Raw genomic sequence first — 22,029 nt, 5'->3', positions numbered from 1 at the left:
TATGAATCGCGCACCCTACCTTTATAAACCATTACTATCTCGGTACTTCTACCATGATATAAGCTTCTACTTTATCTTCCTCTTTCACATCGTTAAATCCGTCAAATACAAGGCCACATTCGTATCCTGCCTTAACTTCCTTAACATCGTCTTTGAATCTCTTCAGGGATGCAAGCTCACCTTCAAATATCTGTTCGCCTTCTCTGGAAATACGAACCTTGCAGTTTCTCTGGAAGATACCATCCAGAATATAGCTTCCTGCAATCGTACCAATACCGGATGCCTTGAACAGCTGACGCACTTCCGCATGACCGATAACTTTCTCCTCAAATATAGGATCAAGCATACCCTTCATGGCAGCTTCTACATCTTCGATTGCCTGATAAATAACTCTGTACAGACGAAGATCTACACCTTCCTGCTCAGCAAGCTGTTTTGCGGTTGCATCCGGGCGGACATTAAAGCCGATAATGATCGCATTTGATGTAGCCGCAAGACTTACGTCAGACTCATTGATCGCACCAACACCGCCATGGATCACCTTTACAACCACTTCTTCGTTGGAAAGTTTGGTCAGACTCTGTTTTACAGCTTCCACAGATCCCTGTACATCTGCTTTGACAATGAGCGGAAGTTCCTTCAGATCGCTTGCCTGAATCTGATCAAAGAGATTATCCAGAGATAATTTGCCCTTAGTCTCCTCAAGAAGACGGTTCTTGTTCTCAGATACAAATGCACCTGCAAAGTTCTTAGCTTCCTTATCACTGTCAAATGCAAGAAGAATTTCACCTGCATTCGGCACATCACCAAGTCCCAGGATTTCTACAGGAGTAGAAGGACCTGCTTCTTTAATCCTGCGTCCCTTATCATCCATCATGGCACGAACCTTACCATTGCATGCTCCTGCTGCAATAAAGTCTCCCACATGAAGAGTACCTTTCTGGACAAGGATCGTGGCAACCGGACCTTTACCTTTATCAAGCTGAGCCTCGATTACAAGACCTCTTGCGGAACGGTTCGGATTTGCCTTTAATTCACATACCTCGGCTGTAAGAAGGATCATCTCAAGAAGAGTATCGATTCCCTCTCCTGTATGTGCGGATACAGGAACAAAAATCGTACTTCCGCCCCAGTCTTCCGGAATCAGTTCATATTCAGAAAGTTCCTGTTTTACACGCTCAATATTAGCACTTGGCTTATCAATCTTGTTGATTGCAACTATGATCTCAACGCCTGCCGCCTTCGCATGGCTGATAGCCTCTACTGTCTGAGGCATCACACCATCATCAGCTGCTACAACCAGAACTGCAATATCTGTGGAGTTTGCACCACGCATACGCATAGCTGTGAAAGCTTCATGTCCAGGTGTATCCAGGAATGTAATCTTCTGTCCGCCAACCTCTACTACAGAAGCACCGATGTGCTGTGTGATACCGCCGGCTTCTCCACGTGTTACATTTGTCTTACGGATTGCATCCAGAAGAGATGTTTTACCATGGTCAACGTGCCCCATAACACAGACTACAGGTGGTCTTGAAACCATATCTTTTTCGTCTTCTTCATCCTCTTTGAGGAGTTCTTCGATAACGTCTACCTTCTCTTCCGGTTCTGCGATGATATCATATTCCAGAGCAATCTCCTGAGCTTTCTCAAAATCGATCTCATGGTTTACGGTAACCATCATACCCTGCATAAAGAGCTTCTTCACAATTACTGACGGCTGCATTTTCATAGCTTCTGCCAGTTCGCGGATCGTCATCTTCTCCGGAAGTGTGATTTCCTTAACCTCAGGTTTCTTCTCTTCCTGTTTTGGCTGCGGAGCCGGTTTCTGCAGAGCTTTCGGGATTCTGGAATTCTTATTGAATCCACCCTGATTTGGTCTGCGTCCGCCACTCTGTGTCTTATCAAAATCTTTTTTCTTGTTTTTGTTCTCTCTGTCTCTTTCTCTCTTGCTGTCTTTGGAAGTCTTTGTCAGTTCCGGTGCAAATGCCATATCGTCATTCTTTCTTGTATTCTGGCGCTGTCCCTGACGTCCCTGACTGCCGCCGAAGCGTCCGTCACGTCCTTCACTTCTGTTTCCGTCCGGACGACCCTGGCCATTGCCCTGCGGTCTTCCTCCCTGACGGTTTCCATCTCCCTGTGGTCTTCCCTGTCCGAAACGTCCTCCCTGACGATTTCCATCGCCCTGGAATCTTCCGCCCGGACGGCCCTGACCATCGCCCTGGGATCTTCCCTGTCCGAAACGTCCTCCCTGGGATCTTCCCTCGCCCTGAGGTCTTCCCTGACGGTTTCCTTCGCCCTGGTTTCTTCCCTGGCCAAAACGTCCTCCCTGGCGGTTATCTCCCTGGGATCTTCCTTCACCCTGAGGTCTTCCCTGACGGTTCTGTCCGTCCGGTCTTCTGTTGCCTGTACCTGGGCGGTCATTATTATTTCTTCTTGGTCTGTCACCGTCTGTTCTTGAACTGTCGGAATTTCTTCCTTCTGCATTTCTTGGTGAACCTGTTCTCTCGCCTTCAGCTTTCACAGATTTCTTTCTTGTTTTTCCTCCGTCACTTGCATTCTGTGCATGAAAAACACGGATAATATTTTTTTTCTTTTTAGGTGTTTCAGTTTTATCTCCTTCCGATTTTGCTGTTACAACCTTTTCTTCTGTCTTGGGAGTCTCCAATTTCGCAATATGCTCCTTTCCCCTGTTATTATTGTCTTTTCTGAATCTATTCTTTACTTCCGAAACCGCAGGCTCATCCACCATACTCATATGGCTTCTTACATCAACGCCTTTTGATTTCAGAAACTCGATCACTTCTCTGTTCTGTCGTCCAAGCTCTCTGGCCAGCTCATGTACTCTTAATTTTGACAATCGCTATACCTCCTTCATGATTGCTTTCGCAAAGTTCTCATCCTGGACAGCCAGACAGGCGCGGTACTCCTTTCCCATTGCTCTGCCTAAGCTCTCTTTATCTGAGAAGAAGAAAATCGGAACTTCATAAAAACTGCACATATTCCTGAATTTCTTCTTTGTATTCTCGGAGGCATCCTCAGCAACGATCACAAGCAGTCCTTTTCCGGTCTTTACAGATTTCTCTGTGGAAAATTCTCCGCTTACGGTCTTGCCTGCTTTGGTAGCCAGCCCTATCAGCGACAGTACTCTGTTATTTTTCAATATCTTCCAGCTCCTTCTTAAGTCGTTCGTATACCTCATCCGGAACCGCAGTTTTCAGTGAACGCTCAAGTCCATGATTTTTAATCGCTTTATCCAGACATTCTCTGGAAAGACACAGATATGCGCCTCTGCCGTTTTTCTTACCAGTAGTATCAAGCACGATCTCATCTTCTGTAGTCTTAAGAACTCTGAGCATCTCTTTCTTGCTTTTCATTTCCCTGCAGCCGGTACACTGGCGCATGGGAATCTTATTCTTCGTCTTCATTCTCTCCTGCTTCCTGAGCCTGTGGCTCTTCTTCTACAGGAACTTCCTCTGAAACTTCTTCTGCTTCGGTTTCTTCTGTCAGGGAATCTTCTGCTGAAGTTTCCTCTGCTGATGCCTCAGCTGCATCTTCTGCAGTCTCGTCATCATCATAATCATAGAAATCACCGGCTTCTTTTGCCTGAGTCTCACTCTTGATGTCAATCTTAAATCCTGTAAGTCTTGCAGCAAGACGTGCATTCTGACCTTCTTTACCGATTGCAAGGGACAGCTGATAATCAGGAACAACTACCAGAGCTGTCTTCTCATCAGGATCTGCCATAACTGCGATAACCTTTGCAGGGCTCAATGCATTCTCGATCAGGATCGCAGGATTCTCATCCCAGTTGATGATATCGATTTTCTCACCGCGAAGTTCCTCAACTACTGCATTGACACGTGCGCCGTTCATACCTACGCATGCACCAACTGCATCTACATCCGGATCGTTGCTCCATACAGCGATCTTTGTACGGGAACCGGCCTCACGTGCGATGCTCTTGATCTCAACAGTTCCGTCTTTTACTTCTGCAACTTCTGACTCAAAGAGACGTTTCACAAGTCCCGGATGAGTTCTGGATACCAGAATACGAGGTCCCTTCGGGGTATCCTTGACTTCAAGAATATACACCTTTATTCTCTCTGTCGGCTGGAAGGTTTCCCCTTTCACCTGTTCATTCTCACTTAATACTGCATCTGCCTTACCAAGATTGATGCTTACATTCTTGCCCATCACACGCTGTACAATACCGGTTACTACTTCTTTTTCTTTTCCATAGTATTCATCATACAGCACTTTACGTTCTTCCTCACGGATTTTCTGCAGGATAACGTTCTTTGCATTCTGTGTCGCAATACGTCCGAATTCCTTAGACTGGATCGGAACCTGTATCATGCCTCCGATCTCAGCTCTTGATGTGATCTTCAAAGCATCTGCCAGAGAAATCTCCATTGCAGGATCCTCTACGTATTCTACGATACTTCTGTCTGCATACACTGAAAAATCGCAGGTTTCCGGATTAATAGTTACATGTACATTGTCAGCTTTTCCAAAATGGTTTTTGCAGGCCTGGATCAGAGACTGCTCAATTGCCTCAAGCAGAGTATCTTTGCTGATACTCTTCTCCTTTTCAAGGATATCCAGTGCCTCCTTTAACTCTCTGCTCATTTTTTTCTTATCCTCCCGAATTAACTAAAACTCTATTGCGAGGCGTATCAGGGCTGTGTCTTTCTTATCAAAAACACGCTCGGTTCCATCCTCATCGATTGTCACACTGTTACTATCATATGCGGTCAAAATCCCGCAGAACTCTTTTTGCTTCTCGATTGGCCGGTAGGTACGGATTTCCACCAGTTTTCCCATGTTTCTCTCAAAGTCTTTGTCTTTCTTCAGCGGTCTGTCCAGTCCCGGCGAACTGATCTCCATGATATAACTGTCTTCGATAAAATCATTCTCATCCAGTTTGTCACTGAATGCTCTGCTGACTGTCTCGCAGTCATTTACTGTAATTCCGCCTGGTTTGTCAATGTATCCTCTCAGATACCAGTTACCTGCTTCCTTCACATATTCTACATCAACCAGTTCAAAGCCGTTAAGTTCTACGATCGGTGCCAGAAGTTCCTCTGCGCGCTTTTCATACTCTTCCCGTCTGCTCATTTTCCCACCTGCCTTTCCATGCAACAAATAAGAGTGGGCTCACGCCCACTCCTTTGTCAACAAGTTCTAATTTAGATGTATTGTAACACCAATTTCCGGCAATTGCAAGGCTTTTCCTGCAAAAACCTTGATTTTAGCGGATTTGTTGGTTTTATATACGTGGTTTTATTCCTTTACTGTCCCGTTTGGACAGTTTTATCCTGTTGAGAACATAGGGTTTATCATGGTAAGTAATGGTATATTCCTGACGGCTTTCCAGAAGATATGCATGATCCAGCTTATCTCCTTCTGCCAGTTTCATTCCACGCACCCCGATAGATGTTTTCTTCATAGCAGAAATATCCTGTTTCTGAAATCTTAAGAAATATCCGCCTTCACTCTGGAATACCACCTGTTCCATTTCATCCGCAGAACCCACAAAAATCAGAGAATCCTCTTCAGCAAGTTTCGTAGACACGATCGTTCTCTTCGCCACATCAAACTCTGCACCACTCACCAGCTTGCACATGGATGCAGCAGTGACAAACAGAAGTGTATTTTCTTTTACAGATGCCAGTGGTGCTACATAGAGCATACGTTCCTGTGCACTGTCATAATTGCTCAGATTATCTGCCGGTGTCCCCTTATCCCTGAAACGAACCAGCGGAATATCTGCCACCTTGATACTGTGCATCTTTCCATTATCTGTAAAGATACAGATCTTATCTGTATTCATACAGTTAAACACATATTTGTTCTCTGCATTGGCAGCTTCTTTATTTCTCTCATATGCAGACTTATCAATGGTCCGCATATATCCGAAGCGGTCCATGAGGAATGTGACTTCCATTTCTTCCATCTTCTTTTCTTCATAGACAACTTCTTCTGCATTCTCGATCACTGTGCGGCGTTTCGTACCGTATTCTTTCTTGATCTGATCCAGTTCTTTCATGATCACTTCTGCCATGGAATCATAATTATTCAGGATATCTTCATAAATGGCAATGTTCTTCATTGTTTCTGCATAGTCTGCCTGAAGTGCCTCGATCTCCAGACCGATCAGTTTGTACAGACGCATATCCAGGATCGCAGCTGCCTGTTTCTCTGAGAAATGCAGCTTCTGCGCAGCTTTCTCGCTTGATTTGCTCTTGAACCTGATTTCTTCTGTCACACCGTCAACCAGGCATTTCTTTACCTGTTCTCTGTTCTTGCTTCCTCGCAGGATCTCGATGATCAGGTCGATCACATCACATGCCTTGATCAGACCTTCCTGGATTTCTTTCTTCTCCTGCTCTTTATTCAGAAGTGTGGTGTACTTTCTGGTCGTGACATCGAATACGAAATCTACGTGATGCTCGATCACCTGCTTCAGACTCAGAGTCTCCGGTCTGCCATCCGCAACTGCCAGCATATTCACGCCAAAAGTATCTTCCAGCTTTGTCTTCTTATAGAGCATATTTGTAAGATTCTCTACATCTGCGTCACGCTTCAGGTCAAGAACAATACGGATTCCCTCTTTGGAAGACTGGTTGGAAATATCCACGATATCTGTTGTCTTCTTGTTTTCCACAAGAGACGCAATATCATTCAGGAATTTTCCGATATTTGCCCCGATCATTGTGTAAGGAATCTCTGTGATCACAAGCTGCTGTCTGCCGCCTTTGAGCTTCACTGTCTCCACTTTACCTCTGACACGGAGCTTCCCTGTTCCTGTCTCGTAAATCCTGAGCAGGTCATCTTTATTTACTACCAGACCACCTGTCGGGAAATCCGGTCCCTTGAGATAGCGCATCAGCCCTTTGACACTGATGTCGTTATTCTTCATATATGCTTTTACAGCATCTACCACTTCACCCAGATTGTGCGGTGGAATACTGGTTGCCATACCGACCGCAATACCGTCTGCTCCGTTTACCAGCAGATTCGGGATTCTGACAGGAAGTACCACCGGTTCCTTCTCTGTCTCGTCAAAGTTCGGCATAAAATCTACTACATTCTTATCCAGATCTTCGAGGAAGACATCCTGTGTCAGTTTCTCCAGTCTGGCTTCTGTATATCGCATGGCCGCTGCACCGTCGCCCTCGATGGAACCGAAGTTTCCATGTCCGTCAACCAGTGTTTTGCCTTTCTTAAAATCCTGAGCCATTACCACAAGTGCTTCGTAGATCGAACTGTCACCATGGGGGTGATATTTACCCATGGTGTCACCTACGATACGGGCACATTTTCTGTATGGTCTGTCATAACGGATACCCAGTTCATACATATCATACAGAGTTCTTCTCTGTACAGGCTTCAATCCGTCACGCACATCCGGCAGGGCTCTGGAGATAATAACACTCATGGCATAATCTATATAGGATTTCTGCATGACCTCCGCATAGTCGGTAGGAATCACATTCTCCTGTTTTGTTTCCATTTAATTTCTTTCCTCCATCTCAGACACATATCCATGTATCTGTCTTAATTTCCACATAACACTCCGGCGAAATCAGATGTCCAGCTCTGCATCCTGTGCATGCTCATAGATAAATTTCTTTCTCGGCGGGACATCGCTTCCCATCAGAATCTCTGTCACGCTTGATGCAAGTCTCGCATCTTCAATCTCCACCCGCTTCATCATTCTAGTTTCCGGATTCAGAGTCGTCTCCCAGAGCTGCTCCGCATCCATCTCGCCCAGACCTTTATATCTCTGAAGAGTAAAGCTTCCCGGCTTATGGGCACGTCTGTATCTCTCCAGTGCCTTATCATCGTACAGGTATTCCTCCTGCCCCTTCTTAGGCATGACTTTATATAATGGCGGCATGGCAATATACACATGTCCCTCAGTAATCAGATCCGGCATGAAACGATAGAATAAAGTAAGGAGCAGTGTGGAAATATGCGCCCCATCCACATCGGCATCAGCCATGATCACAATCTTGTCGTAACGAAGCTTCGTAATATCAAAGTCATTTCCGTATCCTTCGGAGAATCCACATCCGAATGCATTGATCATGGTCTTAATCTCCGCATTGGCAAGCACCTTATCAATAGTAGCCTTCTCCACATTCAGAATCTTACCTCTGATAGGAAGGATTGCCTGATAATTACGGTTGCGGGCAGTCTTTGCGGAACCTCCCGCAGAATCTCCCTCTACGATAAAGATCTCGCACTGGGAAGGATCCTTCTTCTCGCAGTTTGCCAGCTTTCCGTTAGAGTCAAAGGAATATTTCTGCTTTGTCAGAAGATTCGTCTTCGCCCTCTCCTCTGTTTTACGAATCTTTGCTGCTTTCTCTGCGCAGGAAAGGATGGTCTTAAGAGTCTCCAGATTTCTGTCAAAATAGAGTACCATCTGCTCTCCTACAACCTTTCCGGTTGCGCGTGATGCATCCTGATTATCCAGCTTTGTCTTGGTCTGTCCCTCGAAACGAGGTTCCGGATGCTTGATGGAAACAACTGCTGTCATTCCGTTACGGATATCTGCACCTGTGAAGTTCGGATCCTTGTCTTTAAGAACACCAATCTCTCTCGCATAAGTATTCATGACTGTAGTAAATGTAGTCTTAAATCCGGTCAGATGAGTACCGCCCTCTGCATTGTAAATGTTATTACAGAAGCCCAGTACATTCTCACGAAATTCATTGGTAAACTGAAATGCCACCTCTACCTGAATGCCGTCTGCTTCCCCTTTCAGGTAAACCGGATCATGCAGGACTTCCGCGCTGTGGTTCAGATCTTTGATAAATCCAATGATACCGTCCGGCTCATGATAGGTAATATCCTCGACCTCTGCACCTCTTTTATCCTCAAAGCGAATAGTCAGTTCCGGATTCAGATATGCAGTCTCATGAAGTCTGCTCTTTACTTCTGTTGCTGAGAATCTGGTCTTTTCAAAAATCTCCGGATCCGGCAGGAAATTGATACTGGTTCCGGTCTGTCTGGTCTTACCCAGCTTCGGCAGCAACCCTTCCTCAAGTTCAATGGTCGGGATTCCCCGTTCATAGTGATCATGATGCACATATCCGTCACGACTGATCTTAATGTCTAGATATGTAGACAGGGCATTCACAACCGAAGAGCCTACTCCATGAAGTCCTCCGCTGGTCTTATAGGCAGAATTATCAAATTTACCGCCTGCATGAAGAGTTGTAAATACAAGTCTCTCTGCCGACACTCCTTTCTCATGCATATCTACCGGGATTCCTCTTCCATTATCCGTAACCGTACAGGAACCATCCTTCTCCAGAATCACATGGATCAGACTGCAGTATCCTGCCAGATGTTCATCTACTGCGTTATCTACGATCTCATAAATGAGATGATTTAATCCTTTTCGTGAAACACTTCCGATGTACATTCCCGGACGCTTACGAACCGCCTCCAGACCTTCCAGGACAGAGATGCTCCCTGCATCATAGGTGTTTTTCTTTGCCATGTCTGTTACATTTCCTTTCTTTCTATATATCAACATCAACCAGATTGCTTACTGCAAATCAGGAAATAACTTTTATTTCGCAAACGTTTGTTCGTATTATAACTGAAATTTTATTTTTTTTCAATCCTAAACATTCCTTATCAATAGAATAAAATACAAAAAAATAATCAGAACCGAAATTCTGATCCTTTTCTGACTGTAAGCCTGTTCTGTTATAATTTGAGTGCATTTATCTTATCATTGGTTTTTTCAGCTGTCAACTTTTTCTTTCCACACAGTTATAAATTTTCTGAACACAAAAAATAACCAGAGCCTAAGCTCTGGTTATTTTCTCACTATTTTGTTAGCAGCCAGTACGGGAATCGAACCCGTGTTTTCGCCGTGAGAGGGCGACGTCTTAACCCCTTGACCAACTGGCCATTTGTTTATCTGTCGTTCGCTCTTCGCTGTCGACTCGTTTAATATACACCATCTTTTTCTAAAATGCAAGTACTTTTTTAAAAAAATTTCAATTTTTTTATTTTTCTCGAATTTTTCGTTCAAAAAGCCCTGTATTTACGCGGTTTTTGCCACAAAAAAGGTTTTTATTTTTTGTTCCAGAGAAGAAATGCCATGGCAGCTCCACCGCTTTCCATGACATTTCCCAGTTATTTATTTCTGTTTCTGACTGTTTCTTATTCCTCTATATCCTCCGCAGGCTCTGCCGGAATGAATACACGGGATTTCTTTTCTTCGTGTTTATGAAGTGCTGCTTTCTCAGTTGCCTCCATACAAAATTCCATCTGAGAATTAATCTGGGCTTTGCCTCGTTTATCCGGCTTCACATAAGTTCCATCCGGCTGCAGGATATGAGCTTTTACATTATCCTTAAACTCCAGATCAAGTACATGCTCCAGCTCTTTCTTAATCTTCTCATCTTCCACAGGGAAAACAATCTCTACCCTGCGGTCAAGGTTACGCGGCATCCAGTCCGCACTTCCCATATAGATTTCCGGGTTTCCGCCGTTTTCAAAATAGAAAATACGACTATGCTCCAGAAATTCCCCTACAATAGAACGGACATGAATATTTTCACTGATTCCCGGCACTCCTACTTTCAGACAGCAGATACCTCTTACCAGAAGCTCCACCTGAACTCCGCAGGAAGATGCATAATACAATCCAGCAATAATCTTCGGATCACAGAGAGAATTCATCTTTGCGCGGATTAACGCCGGAAGTCCTTTCTTCGCATTCTCTGCCTCACGTTCAATCAGGCTTAAGAACCTGTCCTTCATCCAGATTGGTGCTACGATCAGCTTATTCCAGCTTTTCGGTTCAGAATATCCGGAGAGCATGTTAAATACTGCTGTTGCATCTTCACCGAAACGTTCATCGCAGGTAAAGATACCGCAGTCTGTATAGAGTTTTGCAGTGGAATCATTGTAGTTTCCGGTCGCCAGATGCACATAACGGCGGATTCCTGTCTCTTCTCTGCGTACAACCAGTGTGATCTTGCTGTGTGTCTTAAGGCCTACCAGCCCATAGATTACATGACATCCTGCCTTCTCCAACTTCTTCGCCCATACAATATTATTTTCTTCATCAAAACGTGCTTTCAGCTCTACCAGTACGGAAACCTGTTTGCCGTTTTCTGCTGCCTGCGCAAGGGCAGCAATGATCGGTGAATTGCCGCTGACGCGATACAGAGTCTGTTTAATAGCCAGAACATCCGGATCTTTCGCTGACTGACGCACGAAATTTACAACAGGATCGAAACTCATATAAGGATGATGCAGGAATACATCGCCCTCACGTATCACCTGGAAAATATCCTTCTCATTCTGAAATTCCGGTACAGGTGCCGGCTGATATCTCGGTGTCTTGTAAGCATCAAAGCCATCCGCACCATATACTTTCATAAGCATGGTAAGATCCAGAGGTCCGTTTATCTCAAAAATATCTGCCTCTTTGATATCAAATTCCGTCTTCAGAATCTTCAGCAGGCGTTCATCCATCTTATCCTCTACTTCCAGACGGATAACCTCACCCCACTGACGTTTCTTTAACTGGCGCTGGATCTCCACCAGCAGATCCTCTGCCTCATCTTCATCGATGGTAAGATCCGCATTACGCATAATACGGTAAGGATGGGCACATATCACATCATAACTCAGGAAAAGTTTGTCAATATTTCTTTCAATAATCTCTTCCAGCAGGATCACTGTGGTATCTCCATCCTTCTTTGACGGAATCTGCACCACCCTTGGAAGCACAGACGGAACCTGCACTGTAGCAAACAGAAGTTCTCCTGCTTTATCCTTTTTGTTGAGTTTATCACTCTTCTCCTTCTTGGAGATCAGGGCACCGATATTTAATGTCTTGTTTCTGATCAGCGGAAACGGTCTGGAAGAATCCATCGCCATCGGTGTAAGTACCGGATATACATTATCCTCAAAGTATCTGTCTACAAATGCACTCTGTGCTTCTGTAAGATTCTCATGGGCTGCCACCAGGTGCATTCCTGCTTTCTCAAGCGCAGGGATCAGAGAACGGTTCAGGGTATTATACTGTACATGAACCAGTTCATGGGTACGGACACTGATTTCTTTTAACTGTTCCTTGGCTGTCATTCCTGCAATGTCTGTTTTATGATATCCTGCATGTACCTGATCCTTAAGAGACGCCACACGCACCATAAAGAATTCATCCAGATTGGATGCGGTAATGCTTAAGAACTTCAGTCTGTCAAACAAAGGAAGATTTTTATCTCTTGCTTCACTCAGAACACGCTCATCAAATTTGAGCCAGCTCAGCTCGCGATTCACGAAATATTCTTTCTTTTCAAATTTTTCAAAGTCCATAAGTTCATCCTCCTTTACGCTCTGCCCTTGCGTCTGAGAACCAGACGAATGCCAAATACTTCTTCAAAAAATGCCTCTTTATCTTTCAGCAGTCCCAGTTCCAGGGAAATGTCCTGTGCAGAATCCACGATCATCTGCAGTTCTCTGTCTTTGAGCACTGCTTTGATTCCTTTTACTTTCTGATAATGACTTCTGTCCATGGCATTTGCCAGGCGAAGGATTGCAGTCATCTTTGCCACCTTGATATAGCTCTCTCTGTCAATAGCGATTCCCATACTGTAAAGTTCATCATAATAAACAAACGCAGAATTATTGAATCTGACCGCACATGCGATCATCTGGCGTTCCAGAAAGGACAGCCCAATGATATCTGTAGACATAATGATCTGATAGGAACACTCGGAAACCTTTTCCATACTGATATATTTGCCACAGTCATGAAGCAGTGCCGCGATCTGCAATAACAGACGTTCTCTTGCTCCCATACCATGAACTTTCTTCATACTGTCAAAAATATTCAGGCAAAGATTCATAGTTCCTTGGATATGACTCTTACTGCTGGAATAGCGTTTTGCAATGTTCTTTGATGTAACCAGAATGTCATTCTCAAAATTGTGGACACTTTTGAGAAATTTTTTCTTCTCTGCAAAATCATAGGCAATTCCATCCAGCAGGGAAACACCTGGTGCCCAGAGAGACTCTGCATTGAAAATATCAATAAAATTTCTGCACACTACCATGGTCGGCACAACAAGGGATGCATATTCCGGATCAATCTCCATCTCCTGTGCCAGCAGGTCAACAGATTTTCCAACTGTATCCTCATAGCGTTTCATAAATTCTTCCCTTGTAATGATCCTGTCTTCCATTTCCTCCTGGAAGATCATATCTGTAATAAAATCTCCCATCAGGATCACATTCCTGATATCCTTATCCTTCAGATACAGACTCTGAAAGCTCATCAGGTCATTTCGGATAAATTCCTCAACCAGCTTGTCATAATGAATGGTTGTTTTCTCCAGTTCCTGCAGACGCTGGCGGATTCTTAAACTTCCCATTTTAAGTCCCTGGGTAGTGACCAGAGCATCCTTGTCAAAGAGGGAAACCTGAAGGCTTCCGCCGCCCACATCCAGGATTGCGGTGCCTTTCTGGATCATCTTTTTGAATCCCTTTTCTATAGCAGCAATTGATTTGTACCCAAGGAAATGCTGTTCTGCACTGCTTAATATTTCAATTTTCATTCCTGTACGCTGATAGATCTGTTCAATGATCAGCAGCGGATTCACAAGTTCTCTGAATGCACTGGTGCCGCAGGCACGATACTCTTCCACCCCAAAATCCCGCATCAGCCTCTTAAAGTCATTCAGCACCTCACATAAAACATTCAGCATTTCTGAATCGATCTTTCCGTCAGAATAGACACCCTTTCCGATTTCCAGACTGTATCTGACATCATTCAGTTCACGAAAACCAATTCTTTTTGACATCTCAAAGATCTTCATACTGACTTCATAAGATCCGATATCAATGGCTGCAAATGTCATGACTGCCATATGCGTTCCCCCTTTACCATTCATCTATTTGCTTTTTTATTCCTTCTCCACACCCAGCAGATGGTCGATAAACTGCTGTGCAGTTCGTCCTGTAAGTCCTCCATGGGAAAGCTCCCACTTATTTGCTTCCAGAAGCAGCTCGTCCTCCGGCATGGTAATTCCGTTTCTCTCTGCGAGAGCTTTCACAATTGTCTGGAATTCCTTTTTGCTCGGTGCACCATAATAAATACGGACACCAAAACGATAAACCAGTGAAAGCTTCTCCTGCACTGTATCAGAGGAATGCAGATCGTCATCATCCATGATCTCCAGCTTGTCACTGGATTTCTCTCTTACCAGATGTCTTCTGTTACTTGTTGCATAGATCAGGATATTGTCCGGCTTCTTCTCCAGGCCGCCCTCGATCACTGCTTTCAGATATTTATATTCGATTTCAAATTCCTCAAATGACAGGTCATCCATATAGATAATGAATTTATAGTTCCTGTTCTTAATCTGCGCGATCACGTCATTCAGATCCTGAAACTGATGCTTATACACCTCGATAATACGAAGTCCCTCATCATAATAACGGTTCAGGATTCCCTTGATACTTGAAGATTTACCTGTACCTGCATCGCCAAAAAGCAGACAGTTGTTTGCTTTTCTGCCTCTTACGAACGCTTCTGTATTCTCGATCAGCTTCTGCTTCGGGATTTCATATCCGACCAGATCCTCCAGTTTCACATGAGCAATCCTTGTGATCGGCTGGATCTCCACATTGTCATTCTCATCATGGCCTACACGAAAAGCCTTATGTAATCCCAGCTTACCCACGCCAAAATCTTTATAGAACTGTACCATATCCTTCATGAATTCCTCTGTGGACTCCGCTGCCGCCAGCGTTTTACTCAGATCACAGATACGGTCTCTGATACGGGAATTAAACATCTTACTGTTACTTCCGGTGTTGGTATAATCACCGAGAACCTTACAGCAGGAAATTCCAAATGCCTCATCCAGTACAGTCAGGTCAAAATCATACAGTTCTTTAAACACACCGAAATCATTCAGTGCCAGTTCATTAATACTTCCGTTGACAGCCCCTCTGATCTCACAGGCTGTACTGAATGCATTTTCATTATTTACCAGAAGAAATGTCAGATAACAGTGCCATAAATTTCCGGAAAAGCCATAAGCGCCGGCAGTTTCCACCAGTCCGTTGGCACACTCAAAGAACAGCCCTTCCTTTTCTTTCAGATCAGGTGCTTTCTGTTCCCAGGCATTCATCAGTTCTGCCATTTTATCAAGGATTTCTCCATGTTCAAAGTCACGGTATAAGATGCATTCATTTAATCTAGCCATTTTTATTACTTCCTTCTTACCTTGTTGTTTTATCTTATTGTTCTGCTGTGAGTGGTATAATTATTTCGAAAACGATGTACCAGAGTGTGTTTGAAAAATGCTTTACGCAAAATATACCGCAAAGTGGGACGTGCAGATTGTGGAAATGATTTTTCAAACACGCTCTGGCATTATGGAAATGATTTTTAATAATTTCCCAAAATTCTCATTCTGTCAGCTTCTGCCTCAATTCCTCTCAGGGCATTCTTCACTGCACTGTCCTTTAAATTTCCCTCGAAATCAACAAAAAAACGGTACTGCCAGTTCTTCCCTGTAATCGGGCGGGATTCAATCTTCGTCATATTCAGTCCATTATAAATAATGTGAGACAACATATTGTAAAGAGTTCCGCTCTCATGATGCAGTTCAAAGAAAATACTGATCTTATGTGCATCCTTCACATAGATCGGTTTCTTACTCACGATCACAAAACGTGTGGCATTCTGTCCGTTATAGCAGATATTCTCAGCCAGTATCTTCAGTCCGTAAAGCTCTCCTGCCTGTCTGCTGGCAATAGCTGCCTGCGTCTTGTCATTGTCTTCTTTTATCTTCTTGGCAGAACCGGCAGTATTTTCCATCTCTTTCTTCTTCCAGTCCGGATGAGATTCCAGATATTTTCCACACTGGGAAAGTGCCTGAGGATGAGAACATACCTGTCTGATATCCTCCAGTTCAGCATCCGGCAGTCCCAGAAGTACATGCTCCGGACGGATGATCTGTTCTCCTACAATGCTAAGCTCATACTCTGTAAGAAGATCATAAATATCAGCAACAATACCGGCAGTTGTATTCTCAATGGGAAGTACCGCATAGTCTGCTCTTCCCTCCACAACTGCTTCCATTGCATCGCGCCAGGTTTTTACATGAAAACTCTCAATATCGTCCTGGAAATATTCCCTCATTGCAGCATAGCTGTATGCACCTTCCACACCCTGAAAGACAACTCTTACATCTTTCAGCGGAAGTGCATCTACCATTTCCAGTTTCTCATCGTCCTCGATTCCATGCTCTGTGAGAAGCTGATACTGTCTCTTACGGCTGATCGCCATGATCTGCTGAAAAAGCTCCTGCGCACCAAGCTGATTAAATTCTCCATGCGCCTTACCTCTCAGGACCTCCAGCTTCTGTCTCTCTCTTTCCGGATCCAGAACCTTCTTTCCTGTACGTATCTTATATTCTGCAACATCCTCACACACCTTCATTCTCTGTTCAAAAAGACGTATGATATCGCTGTCGATCTTATCTATTTCATTTCTGCATTCCTGTAAATCTATCATTTATGTTGTACCTTTTTACTTTCACAAATTCTCTACAATATCAGTCATCTCTCCGATAAAGGAAAGAGAACCAAAGGCAATGATCACATCCTGTTCCCCGGCAAGTGAAAAAGCCTCCTCCACTGCATCTTTAATCGTATCCATTGCCTGTACATTGGGATTGTATTCACTGACAGTCTTCGCCAGCTCTCCGGCAGGCAGCGCCCTTATATTATCCGGAGTCTGGATCGTAAGTATCCGGTCTGCAAAGTGCGCAGTTTTCTGAATCACACTTCTGTAATCCTTATCTGCAAACACTCCCATAATATAGATGATCCGTTTTCCCTTAAAATAATGCTCTATTGAAGCTGCCATCATATCCGCAGCAGCAGGATTATGAGCCCCGTCTACCACAAACAGCGGTTTTTTACAGATAACTGTAAACCGTCCGTTCCAGTTTACTGTGCGAAGCCCTTCTTTTTTCTGCTCCGCAGCAGTGGGAAAGCCCAGCTCATCCAATACTTTTAAAGCATTCAGCGCAACTACTGCATTTTCCTTCTGATAAACACCTGCCAGCGGAATCTCATACGCTTCACCCCTGTACCGGATTGTCTGTCCAAGGCAGCTTTCCTTTAGCACCTCTGCCTCAGAAGCATCTGCTATGGTACATTTTGCACCATGTTCTCTGCTGATTCTCTCGATCACCTGCATTGCTTCCGGCTTCTGTCTGGCAGTCACCACTCTGCAGCCGTCTTTGATGATCCCGGCTTTCTTCTCTGCGATCTGTGCCAAAGTATTTCCAAGAAAAGACATATGATCCATACTGATTGATACCAGCACTGCCAGCAGCGTATTCTTAATAATATTTGTGGCGTCCAGATTTCCGCCCATTCCCACTTCCAGCAAAACGAGATCACAATTCTCTTTTTTAAAGAACAGAAATGCCACCGCAGTCTCTATTTCAAATGCAGTGGGATGGGGATAACCATCCTTTGTCATAGCAGCAATAACATCAGACACCTGTGTAATATAAGCAGCAAAGTCCTCTCTGCTGATCCTGCTTCCCGAAACTTCCATCCTGCCTCTGTAAGAATACAGGGTAGGCGAAACATATCTTCCAATGCGATATCTCGCACCTGATAAAGCAGAATACAAAAAAGCAATGACAGAACCCTTGCCATTGGTACCGGCTACATGCACATATTTCAGATCATCCTGTGGATTTCCAAGACGTTTCATCAGCTCACGCATATGCTCCAGTCCCAGGACACTGGGAATTTCCCGGGTGATTTTGTCTATGTACTCCCGGCTTTCCTGATAATTCATAATAAACTCCTCTTATTTCCATGAGATCCCCTCCACACGTTCCTTTTGCGCATAAGGCACCTCATTGCTATAGTGTAATAACGTGTTCTCATTATATCCTACGTGTATGTTTTTTTCAAGGCAGGCAATACTAGAATCATAGAAATTTATACAGGAGCGTTACCTATGAAAAAAGCTTTCATTCTCTGCGGTCTGACGGGCTGGTGCATGGAAATCCTCTGGACCGGACTGCATTCCATCCTTTCAGGAGAACTTACCATGACAGGAAAAACTTCCCTTTTAATGTTTCCCATTTACGGATGCGGTGCCATCATCCGCCCGCTCTCCGGTAAACTTTCTGCTGTCCCGCTTTTTGTCCGCGGCTGCATTTATACTGTCGGATTTTTCTTCGTGGAATTTATCAGCGGTGCTCTTTTGCGCTGTTTTCATATGTGTCCCTGGGACTACAGCAACACTCCTCTGAATTACCGGGGACTGATAAGACCGGACTACGCTCCCCTCTGGTTCGGAGCCGGACTTTTTTTTGAGAAAATACTTGGAAAACTCTCTTGAAAAAAGCACCTGATTATTATATGATGTTATGAAGGATTAAATAAAAATTCCTGAACCAGTAAAATATGGAGGTATGAAATGAGACACTTAATGAGTCCGCTGGATCTGTCTGTTGATGAGTTAAATACTCTTCTTGACTTGGCCAGCGATATTGAGAAACACCCTGATAAATACGCACATGTCTGCGATGATAAAAGACTGGCAACTTTATTCTATGAGCCAAGCACCCGTACCCGTCTCAGCTTTGAAGCTGCTATGATGAACCTTGGCGGTAAAGTTCTTGGTTTTTCATCAGCTGATTCCAGTTCCGCTTCAAAGGGTGAAAGTGTTGCCGATACAATCCGCGTTGTATCCTGTTACGCTGACATCTGTGCTATGCGCCACCCGAAAGAAGGTGCTCCGTTAGTAGCTTCTATGGCTTCTTCTATTCCTGTTATCAACGCCGGCGACGGTGGTCATCAACATCCTACCCAGACATTAACCGACTTACTTACCATCCGTTCCCTGAAAGGACGTCTGGACAATCTGACCATTGGTCTGTGCGGCGACCTGAAATTCGGACGTACAGTTCACTCCCTGATCGAAGCACTTGTACGTTACACAAATGTAAAATTCATTCTGATCTCACCGGAAGAGCTTCGCATCCCAAGCTATATCCGCGAGGATGTTCTGAAAAAGAACAATATCGAATTCCAGGAAGTAGAGAGACTGGAAGATGCTTTACCTGATCTTGATATCCTCTACATGACACGTGTACAGAAAGAACGTTTCTTCAACGAAGAAGACTATGTCCGCATGAAGGATTTCTACATTCTGGACAAACAGAAAATGGAACTTGCAAAAGAAGACATGTACATTCTCCATCCGCTTCCACGTGTAAATGAAATCTCAACAGAGGTGGATGCAGACCCGAGAGCAGCTTATTTCAAACAGGCACAGTACGGTGTATATGTACGTATGGCCCTGATTCTCACATTACTGGAGGTAAAATTACCATGTTAAATGTTGGAGCACTTCGCGAAGGTTATGTATTAGACCATATCAAAGCAGGCAAGGCCATGACTATCTATCATGATCTGAAGCTTGATAAACTTGACTGCACCGTTGCCATCATCAAAAACGCACGCAGCAACAAAATGGGTAAGAAAGATATCATCAAGGTTGAATGCCCGGTTGAGAATCTTGATCTTGACATTCTCGGCTTTATCGATCATAACATTACTGTAAACGTAATCAAGGACGAGAAGATCGTTGCCAAAAAAGAACTGAAACTTCCGAATCAGGTTGTCAACGTGATCAAATGCAAGAATCCACGCTGCATCACTTCCATTGAACAGGGACTCGACCAGATTTTTGTTCTTGCAGATAAAGAGAAAGAAGTTTACAGATGTAAATACTGCGAAGAGAAATACACAGGTAAACGCAATAAATAATAAAACACATATCAAAAAAACAGAACGGAAGAAATCCGTTCTGTTTTTTTGTACGCAATCAGACCGATAAGCCGGGTTATGTCATTGGGTAATCATCTGTCTAGGCCTTACGTTGCCATAAGGCTCAAGCGACCCACCTGAAAGCACGACGGGCAGCCGTATCGCTTTCTATTCGGTCTTGCTTCGAATGGAGTTTACATGTGCCCGGCCTGTTACCAGGACGGCGGTAGTCTCTTACACTGCCTTTCCACCCTTACCTCAGCAAATGAGGCGGTTTATTTCTGTTGCACTGGTCTGGGAGTCACCTCCACCGGACGTTATCCGGCATCCTGCCCTGCGAAGCCCGGACTTTCCTCGTCTGAACCCTTTCGTCTGTTCAGCCGCGATTACCTGGCCTGGTTGCGCAAGTGCTATTCTAGCACGTTTTTTTGCACTTGTAAAGAAATTTCATCCTACTATTTTACACATTAAAGCAGCTTCCACCGATAAATTCTCTTAAAATCGAATTATTCGGCACTGCCTCGCTTGGCACCGGAACAAAATATTCAAAGAACTTCAACAGCCTCTTCGCCTCTGTATACTCCGGTTCGTCCTTGGCAATCCCAAATAAAAGCGGTTCCGCATATACTTTCAGGCATGCCAGTTCATAGATCAGCGCAGAATTAAACATTACATCTGCATCCTCCTGGAATGGAAAGATATTCTGTTCTTCACCTCTGCGTACAGAAGGCCATCTTGCAATTGTCTCTTTCGCAGAAGTCCCTCTGGTGCGGGCATCTCTTACAATTCTGCGGATCAGACGGCCATCCGTAGTAGGAATCCTGTTATGTTCATCAATATTCAGCTGAGTCAGAGCGCTGAGATAAATCTTAAATTTGCTCTCCTTTGGCAGCGCATAGCTGAGCCTGTCATTCAATCCATGAATTCCCTCGATCACCAGAATATCGTCTTTATCCAGCTGCAGAAAATCACCTTTATATTCTCTGGTTCCTGTTTTGAAATTGAAAACCGGCATCTCTACCCTTTTTCCTTCCAAAAGCTCAAGCATATCTTTATTAAACTGCTCCACATCAATCGCTTCCAGACACTCAAAATTCTTTTCCCCAAACTCATCTACAGGAGTCAGATGCCTGTCAATGAAATAATTATCCACTGCGATCGGATGCGGTTTCATTCCATGGGCAGCCAGCTGAATGGACAGCCTGTGTGAAAACGTAGTCTTTCCGGAAGAAGACGGACCTGCGATCATAACAAACTTCTTGTTTCCGGCTGCAGCAATCTCAGATGCGATTTCCGAAATCTTTGCCTCCTGCATAGCCTCCTGGATCAGCAAAATATCCTGGATACCGCCTCTGGTAACCTTTTCATTCAGATCACCGACTGTCGCAATATCCAGTTTATCTCCCCATTCCTGAGATTCCTTCTGCACACGAAAAATCTTCTCTCTCGGTTTAAATTCAGGTATCCGGTCCGGTTCATTCTGAGTCGGAAGCTGCAATACGAAACCACCCTCATACAAAAACAGATCAAACGTCTTAATATATCCCGTATGGTTCGCCATAAAACCGTAGAAATAATCCTCAAAACTTCCAATACTGTAAAGATTCACCGCAGAGCTTCTGCGGTAATTAAACAGCTTCTCTTTGTCATACATATGATGCTTATGAAAAAGTGCAACTGCCTCACTGGTGCTTACGCTTCGCTTTACAATGGGAAGATTCTCGTCCACGATCCTGTGCATCTGCGCCTTTACCTTATCAATAAATTCCTGATCCAGCGCCATAGGTCCTTTCATTGTAAAATAATAGCCGCTGCCTACAGAATAATGGATCACTACACTGTCTATATTTTCCTGCCCTGCCACATCATAAATTGCTTTCAGAAGAATCAGACTTGCACTTCTGCAATAAGTTTTGTGTCCGATCGGATCTTTGGATGTCACAAATTCAATCTCACAGTCTGCTTTGAGATACTTATGCAGTTCTCTCAGCCTGCCATTTACGATCACCAGCATTACAGGTGCATCCGTACTTCCTTCGTATTCCTTTACAATCTCACTATAAGGAATCTTCTCAGGATATTGTTTTGTTATTCCCTGTATCGTAACGTTATACATTTTCTGTCCCATAAATCCTGCCTCCATTTCTGCTATACCGACAAGTAAAT

The 22,029-nt window shown here is 44.1% G+C and carries 16 protein-coding genes, 1 tRNA gene, 1 other RNA gene and 1 pseudogene; 4 read left to right on the top strand and 15 right to left on the bottom strand.

What is annotated here, in order from left to right:
- Positions 1 to 34: 34 nt before the first annotated feature.
- The 11 genes from infB to I4V44_RS07655 all read right to left on the bottom strand — a co-directional run bounded on the left by infB (position 35) and on the right by I4V44_RS07655 (position 15,257).
- Positions 35 to 2,860, bottom strand: coding sequence for a translation initiation factor IF-2 (infB, locus tag I4V44_RS07705; protein WP_196002556.1), 2,826 nt, complete (start codon positions 2,858 to 2,860; stop codon positions 35 to 37).
- 3 nt (positions 2,861 to 2,863) lie between these two features.
- Positions 2,864 to 3,202: a L7Ae/L30e/S12e/Gadd45 family ribosomal protein gene (locus I4V44_RS07700; RefSeq protein WP_008707587.1), complete on the bottom strand. Its 339-nt coding sequence runs from the start codon at positions 3,200 to 3,202 to the stop codon at positions 2,864 to 2,866.
- Positions 3,153 to 3,428, bottom strand: coding sequence for an RNase P modulator RnpM (gene rnpM, locus I4V44_RS07695; protein ID WP_008707588.1), 276 nt, complete (start codon positions 3,426 to 3,428; stop codon positions 3,153 to 3,155). The genes I4V44_RS07700 and rnpM overlap by 50 nt, the downstream gene beginning before the upstream one ends.
- Complete coding sequence (gene nusA, locus I4V44_RS07690; RefSeq protein ID WP_022380143.1) at positions 3,412 to 4,632, bottom strand: transcription termination factor NusA; 1,221 nt, start codon at positions 4,630 to 4,632, stop codon at positions 3,412 to 3,414. The genes rnpM and nusA overlap by 17 nt, the downstream gene beginning before the upstream one ends.
- A gap of 24 nt (positions 4,633 to 4,656) precedes the next feature.
- Entirely contained in the window at positions 4,657 to 5,121 is a 465-nt protein-coding gene (rimP, locus tag I4V44_RS07685; protein WP_008707593.1) for a ribosome maturation factor RimP, read from the bottom strand.
- Between the two features lie 151 nt (positions 5,122 to 5,272).
- Positions 5,273 to 7,519: a DNA gyrase/topoisomerase IV subunit A gene (locus I4V44_RS07680; protein WP_119241278.1), complete on the bottom strand. Its 2,247-nt coding sequence runs from the start codon at positions 7,517 to 7,519 to the stop codon at positions 5,273 to 5,275.
- A 72-nt stretch (positions 7,520 to 7,591) separates the two neighbouring features.
- Positions 7,592 to 9,517, bottom strand: a complete 1,926-nt coding sequence (locus tag I4V44_RS07675; RefSeq protein ID WP_044952445.1) for a DNA gyrase/topoisomerase IV subunit B — start codon at positions 9,515 to 9,517, stop codon at positions 7,592 to 7,594.
- 347 nt (positions 9,518 to 9,864) lie between these two features.
- Positions 9,865 to 9,936 (bottom strand) — tRNA-Glu (locus I4V44_RS07670).
- Positions 9,937 to 10,191: 255 nt separating this feature from the next.
- Positions 10,192 to 12,360, bottom strand: a complete 2,169-nt coding sequence (locus tag I4V44_RS07665; protein WP_196002555.1) for an RNA degradosome polyphosphate kinase — start codon at positions 12,358 to 12,360, stop codon at positions 10,192 to 10,194.
- A 14-nt stretch (positions 12,361 to 12,374) separates the two neighbouring features.
- Entirely contained in the window at positions 12,375 to 13,913 is a 1,539-nt protein-coding gene (locus I4V44_RS07660) for a Ppx/GppA phosphatase family protein (RefSeq protein WP_196002554.1), read from the bottom strand.
- Positions 13,914 to 13,949: 36 nt separating this feature from the next.
- Positions 13,950 to 15,257: an ATP-binding protein gene (locus I4V44_RS07655; RefSeq protein WP_055058716.1), complete on the bottom strand. Its 1,308-nt coding sequence runs from the start codon at positions 15,255 to 15,257 to the stop codon at positions 13,950 to 13,952.
- A 97-nt stretch (positions 15,258 to 15,354) separates the two neighbouring features.
- Here I4V44_RS07655 and I4V44_RS18505 point away from each other — a divergent pair.
- Positions 15,355 to 15,423: pseudogene (locus tag I4V44_RS18505) on the top strand (DUF6783 domain-containing protein); the annotation flags it as partial.
- A 19-nt stretch (positions 15,424 to 15,442) separates the two neighbouring features.
- Here I4V44_RS18505 and pheA read toward each other — a convergent pair.
- Both pheA and I4V44_RS07645 read right to left on the bottom strand, forming a co-directional pair.
- The gene (gene pheA, locus I4V44_RS07650) at positions 15,443 to 16,573 is read right to left on the bottom strand and encodes a prephenate dehydratase (protein WP_008707620.1); all 1,131 of its coding nucleotides are present in this window, start codon (positions 16,571 to 16,573) and stop codon (positions 15,443 to 15,445) included.
- A gap of 21 nt (positions 16,574 to 16,594) precedes the next feature.
- A complete protein-coding gene (locus I4V44_RS07645; RefSeq protein WP_118611363.1) occupies positions 16,595 to 17,878 on the bottom strand; it encodes a bifunctional folylpolyglutamate synthase/dihydrofolate synthase in 1,284 nt (427 codons plus the stop codon).
- 165 nt (positions 17,879 to 18,043) lie between these two features.
- Between I4V44_RS07645 and I4V44_RS07640 the strand changes: the two genes are divergently transcribed.
- From I4V44_RS07640 to I4V44_RS07630, 3 genes are all read left to right on the top strand, one after another.
- Complete coding sequence (locus I4V44_RS07640; protein WP_008707623.1) at positions 18,044 to 18,430, top strand: putative ABC transporter permease; 387 nt, start codon at positions 18,044 to 18,046, stop codon at positions 18,428 to 18,430.
- A 78-nt stretch (positions 18,431 to 18,508) separates the two neighbouring features.
- The gene (pyrB, locus tag I4V44_RS07635) at positions 18,509 to 19,432 is read left to right on the top strand and encodes an aspartate carbamoyltransferase (protein WP_118585825.1); all 924 of its coding nucleotides are present in this window, start codon (positions 18,509 to 18,511) and stop codon (positions 19,430 to 19,432) included.
- A complete protein-coding gene (locus I4V44_RS07630; RefSeq protein WP_008707627.1) occupies positions 19,426 to 19,863 on the top strand; it encodes an aspartate carbamoyltransferase regulatory subunit in 438 nt (145 codons plus the stop codon). The genes pyrB and I4V44_RS07630 overlap by 7 nt, the downstream gene beginning before the upstream one ends.
- Before the next feature lie 51 nt (positions 19,864 to 19,914).
- On the opposite strand, the gene rnpB is transcribed toward I4V44_RS07630, so the two are convergent.
- An RNA gene (gene rnpB / locus I4V44_RS07625) (RNase P RNA component class A) lies at positions 19,915 to 20,265 on the bottom strand.
- Between the two features lie 58 nt (positions 20,266 to 20,323).
- Positions 20,324 to 21,991: a nucleoside kinase gene (locus I4V44_RS07620; protein WP_196002553.1), complete on the bottom strand. Its 1,668-nt coding sequence runs from the start codon at positions 21,989 to 21,991 to the stop codon at positions 20,324 to 20,326.
- Between the last annotated feature and the right edge of the window lie 38 nt (positions 21,992 to 22,029).

Source organism: Blautia sp. 1001283B150304_161114_C9 (assembly GCF_015668165.1).
Lineage (GTDB): Bacteria > Bacillota > Clostridia > Lachnospirales > Lachnospiraceae > Blautia_A > Blautia_A wexlerae.
Note: the sequence above shows the minus strand (reverse complement) of the source record. Positions and strands in the feature narration are given on the sequence as shown.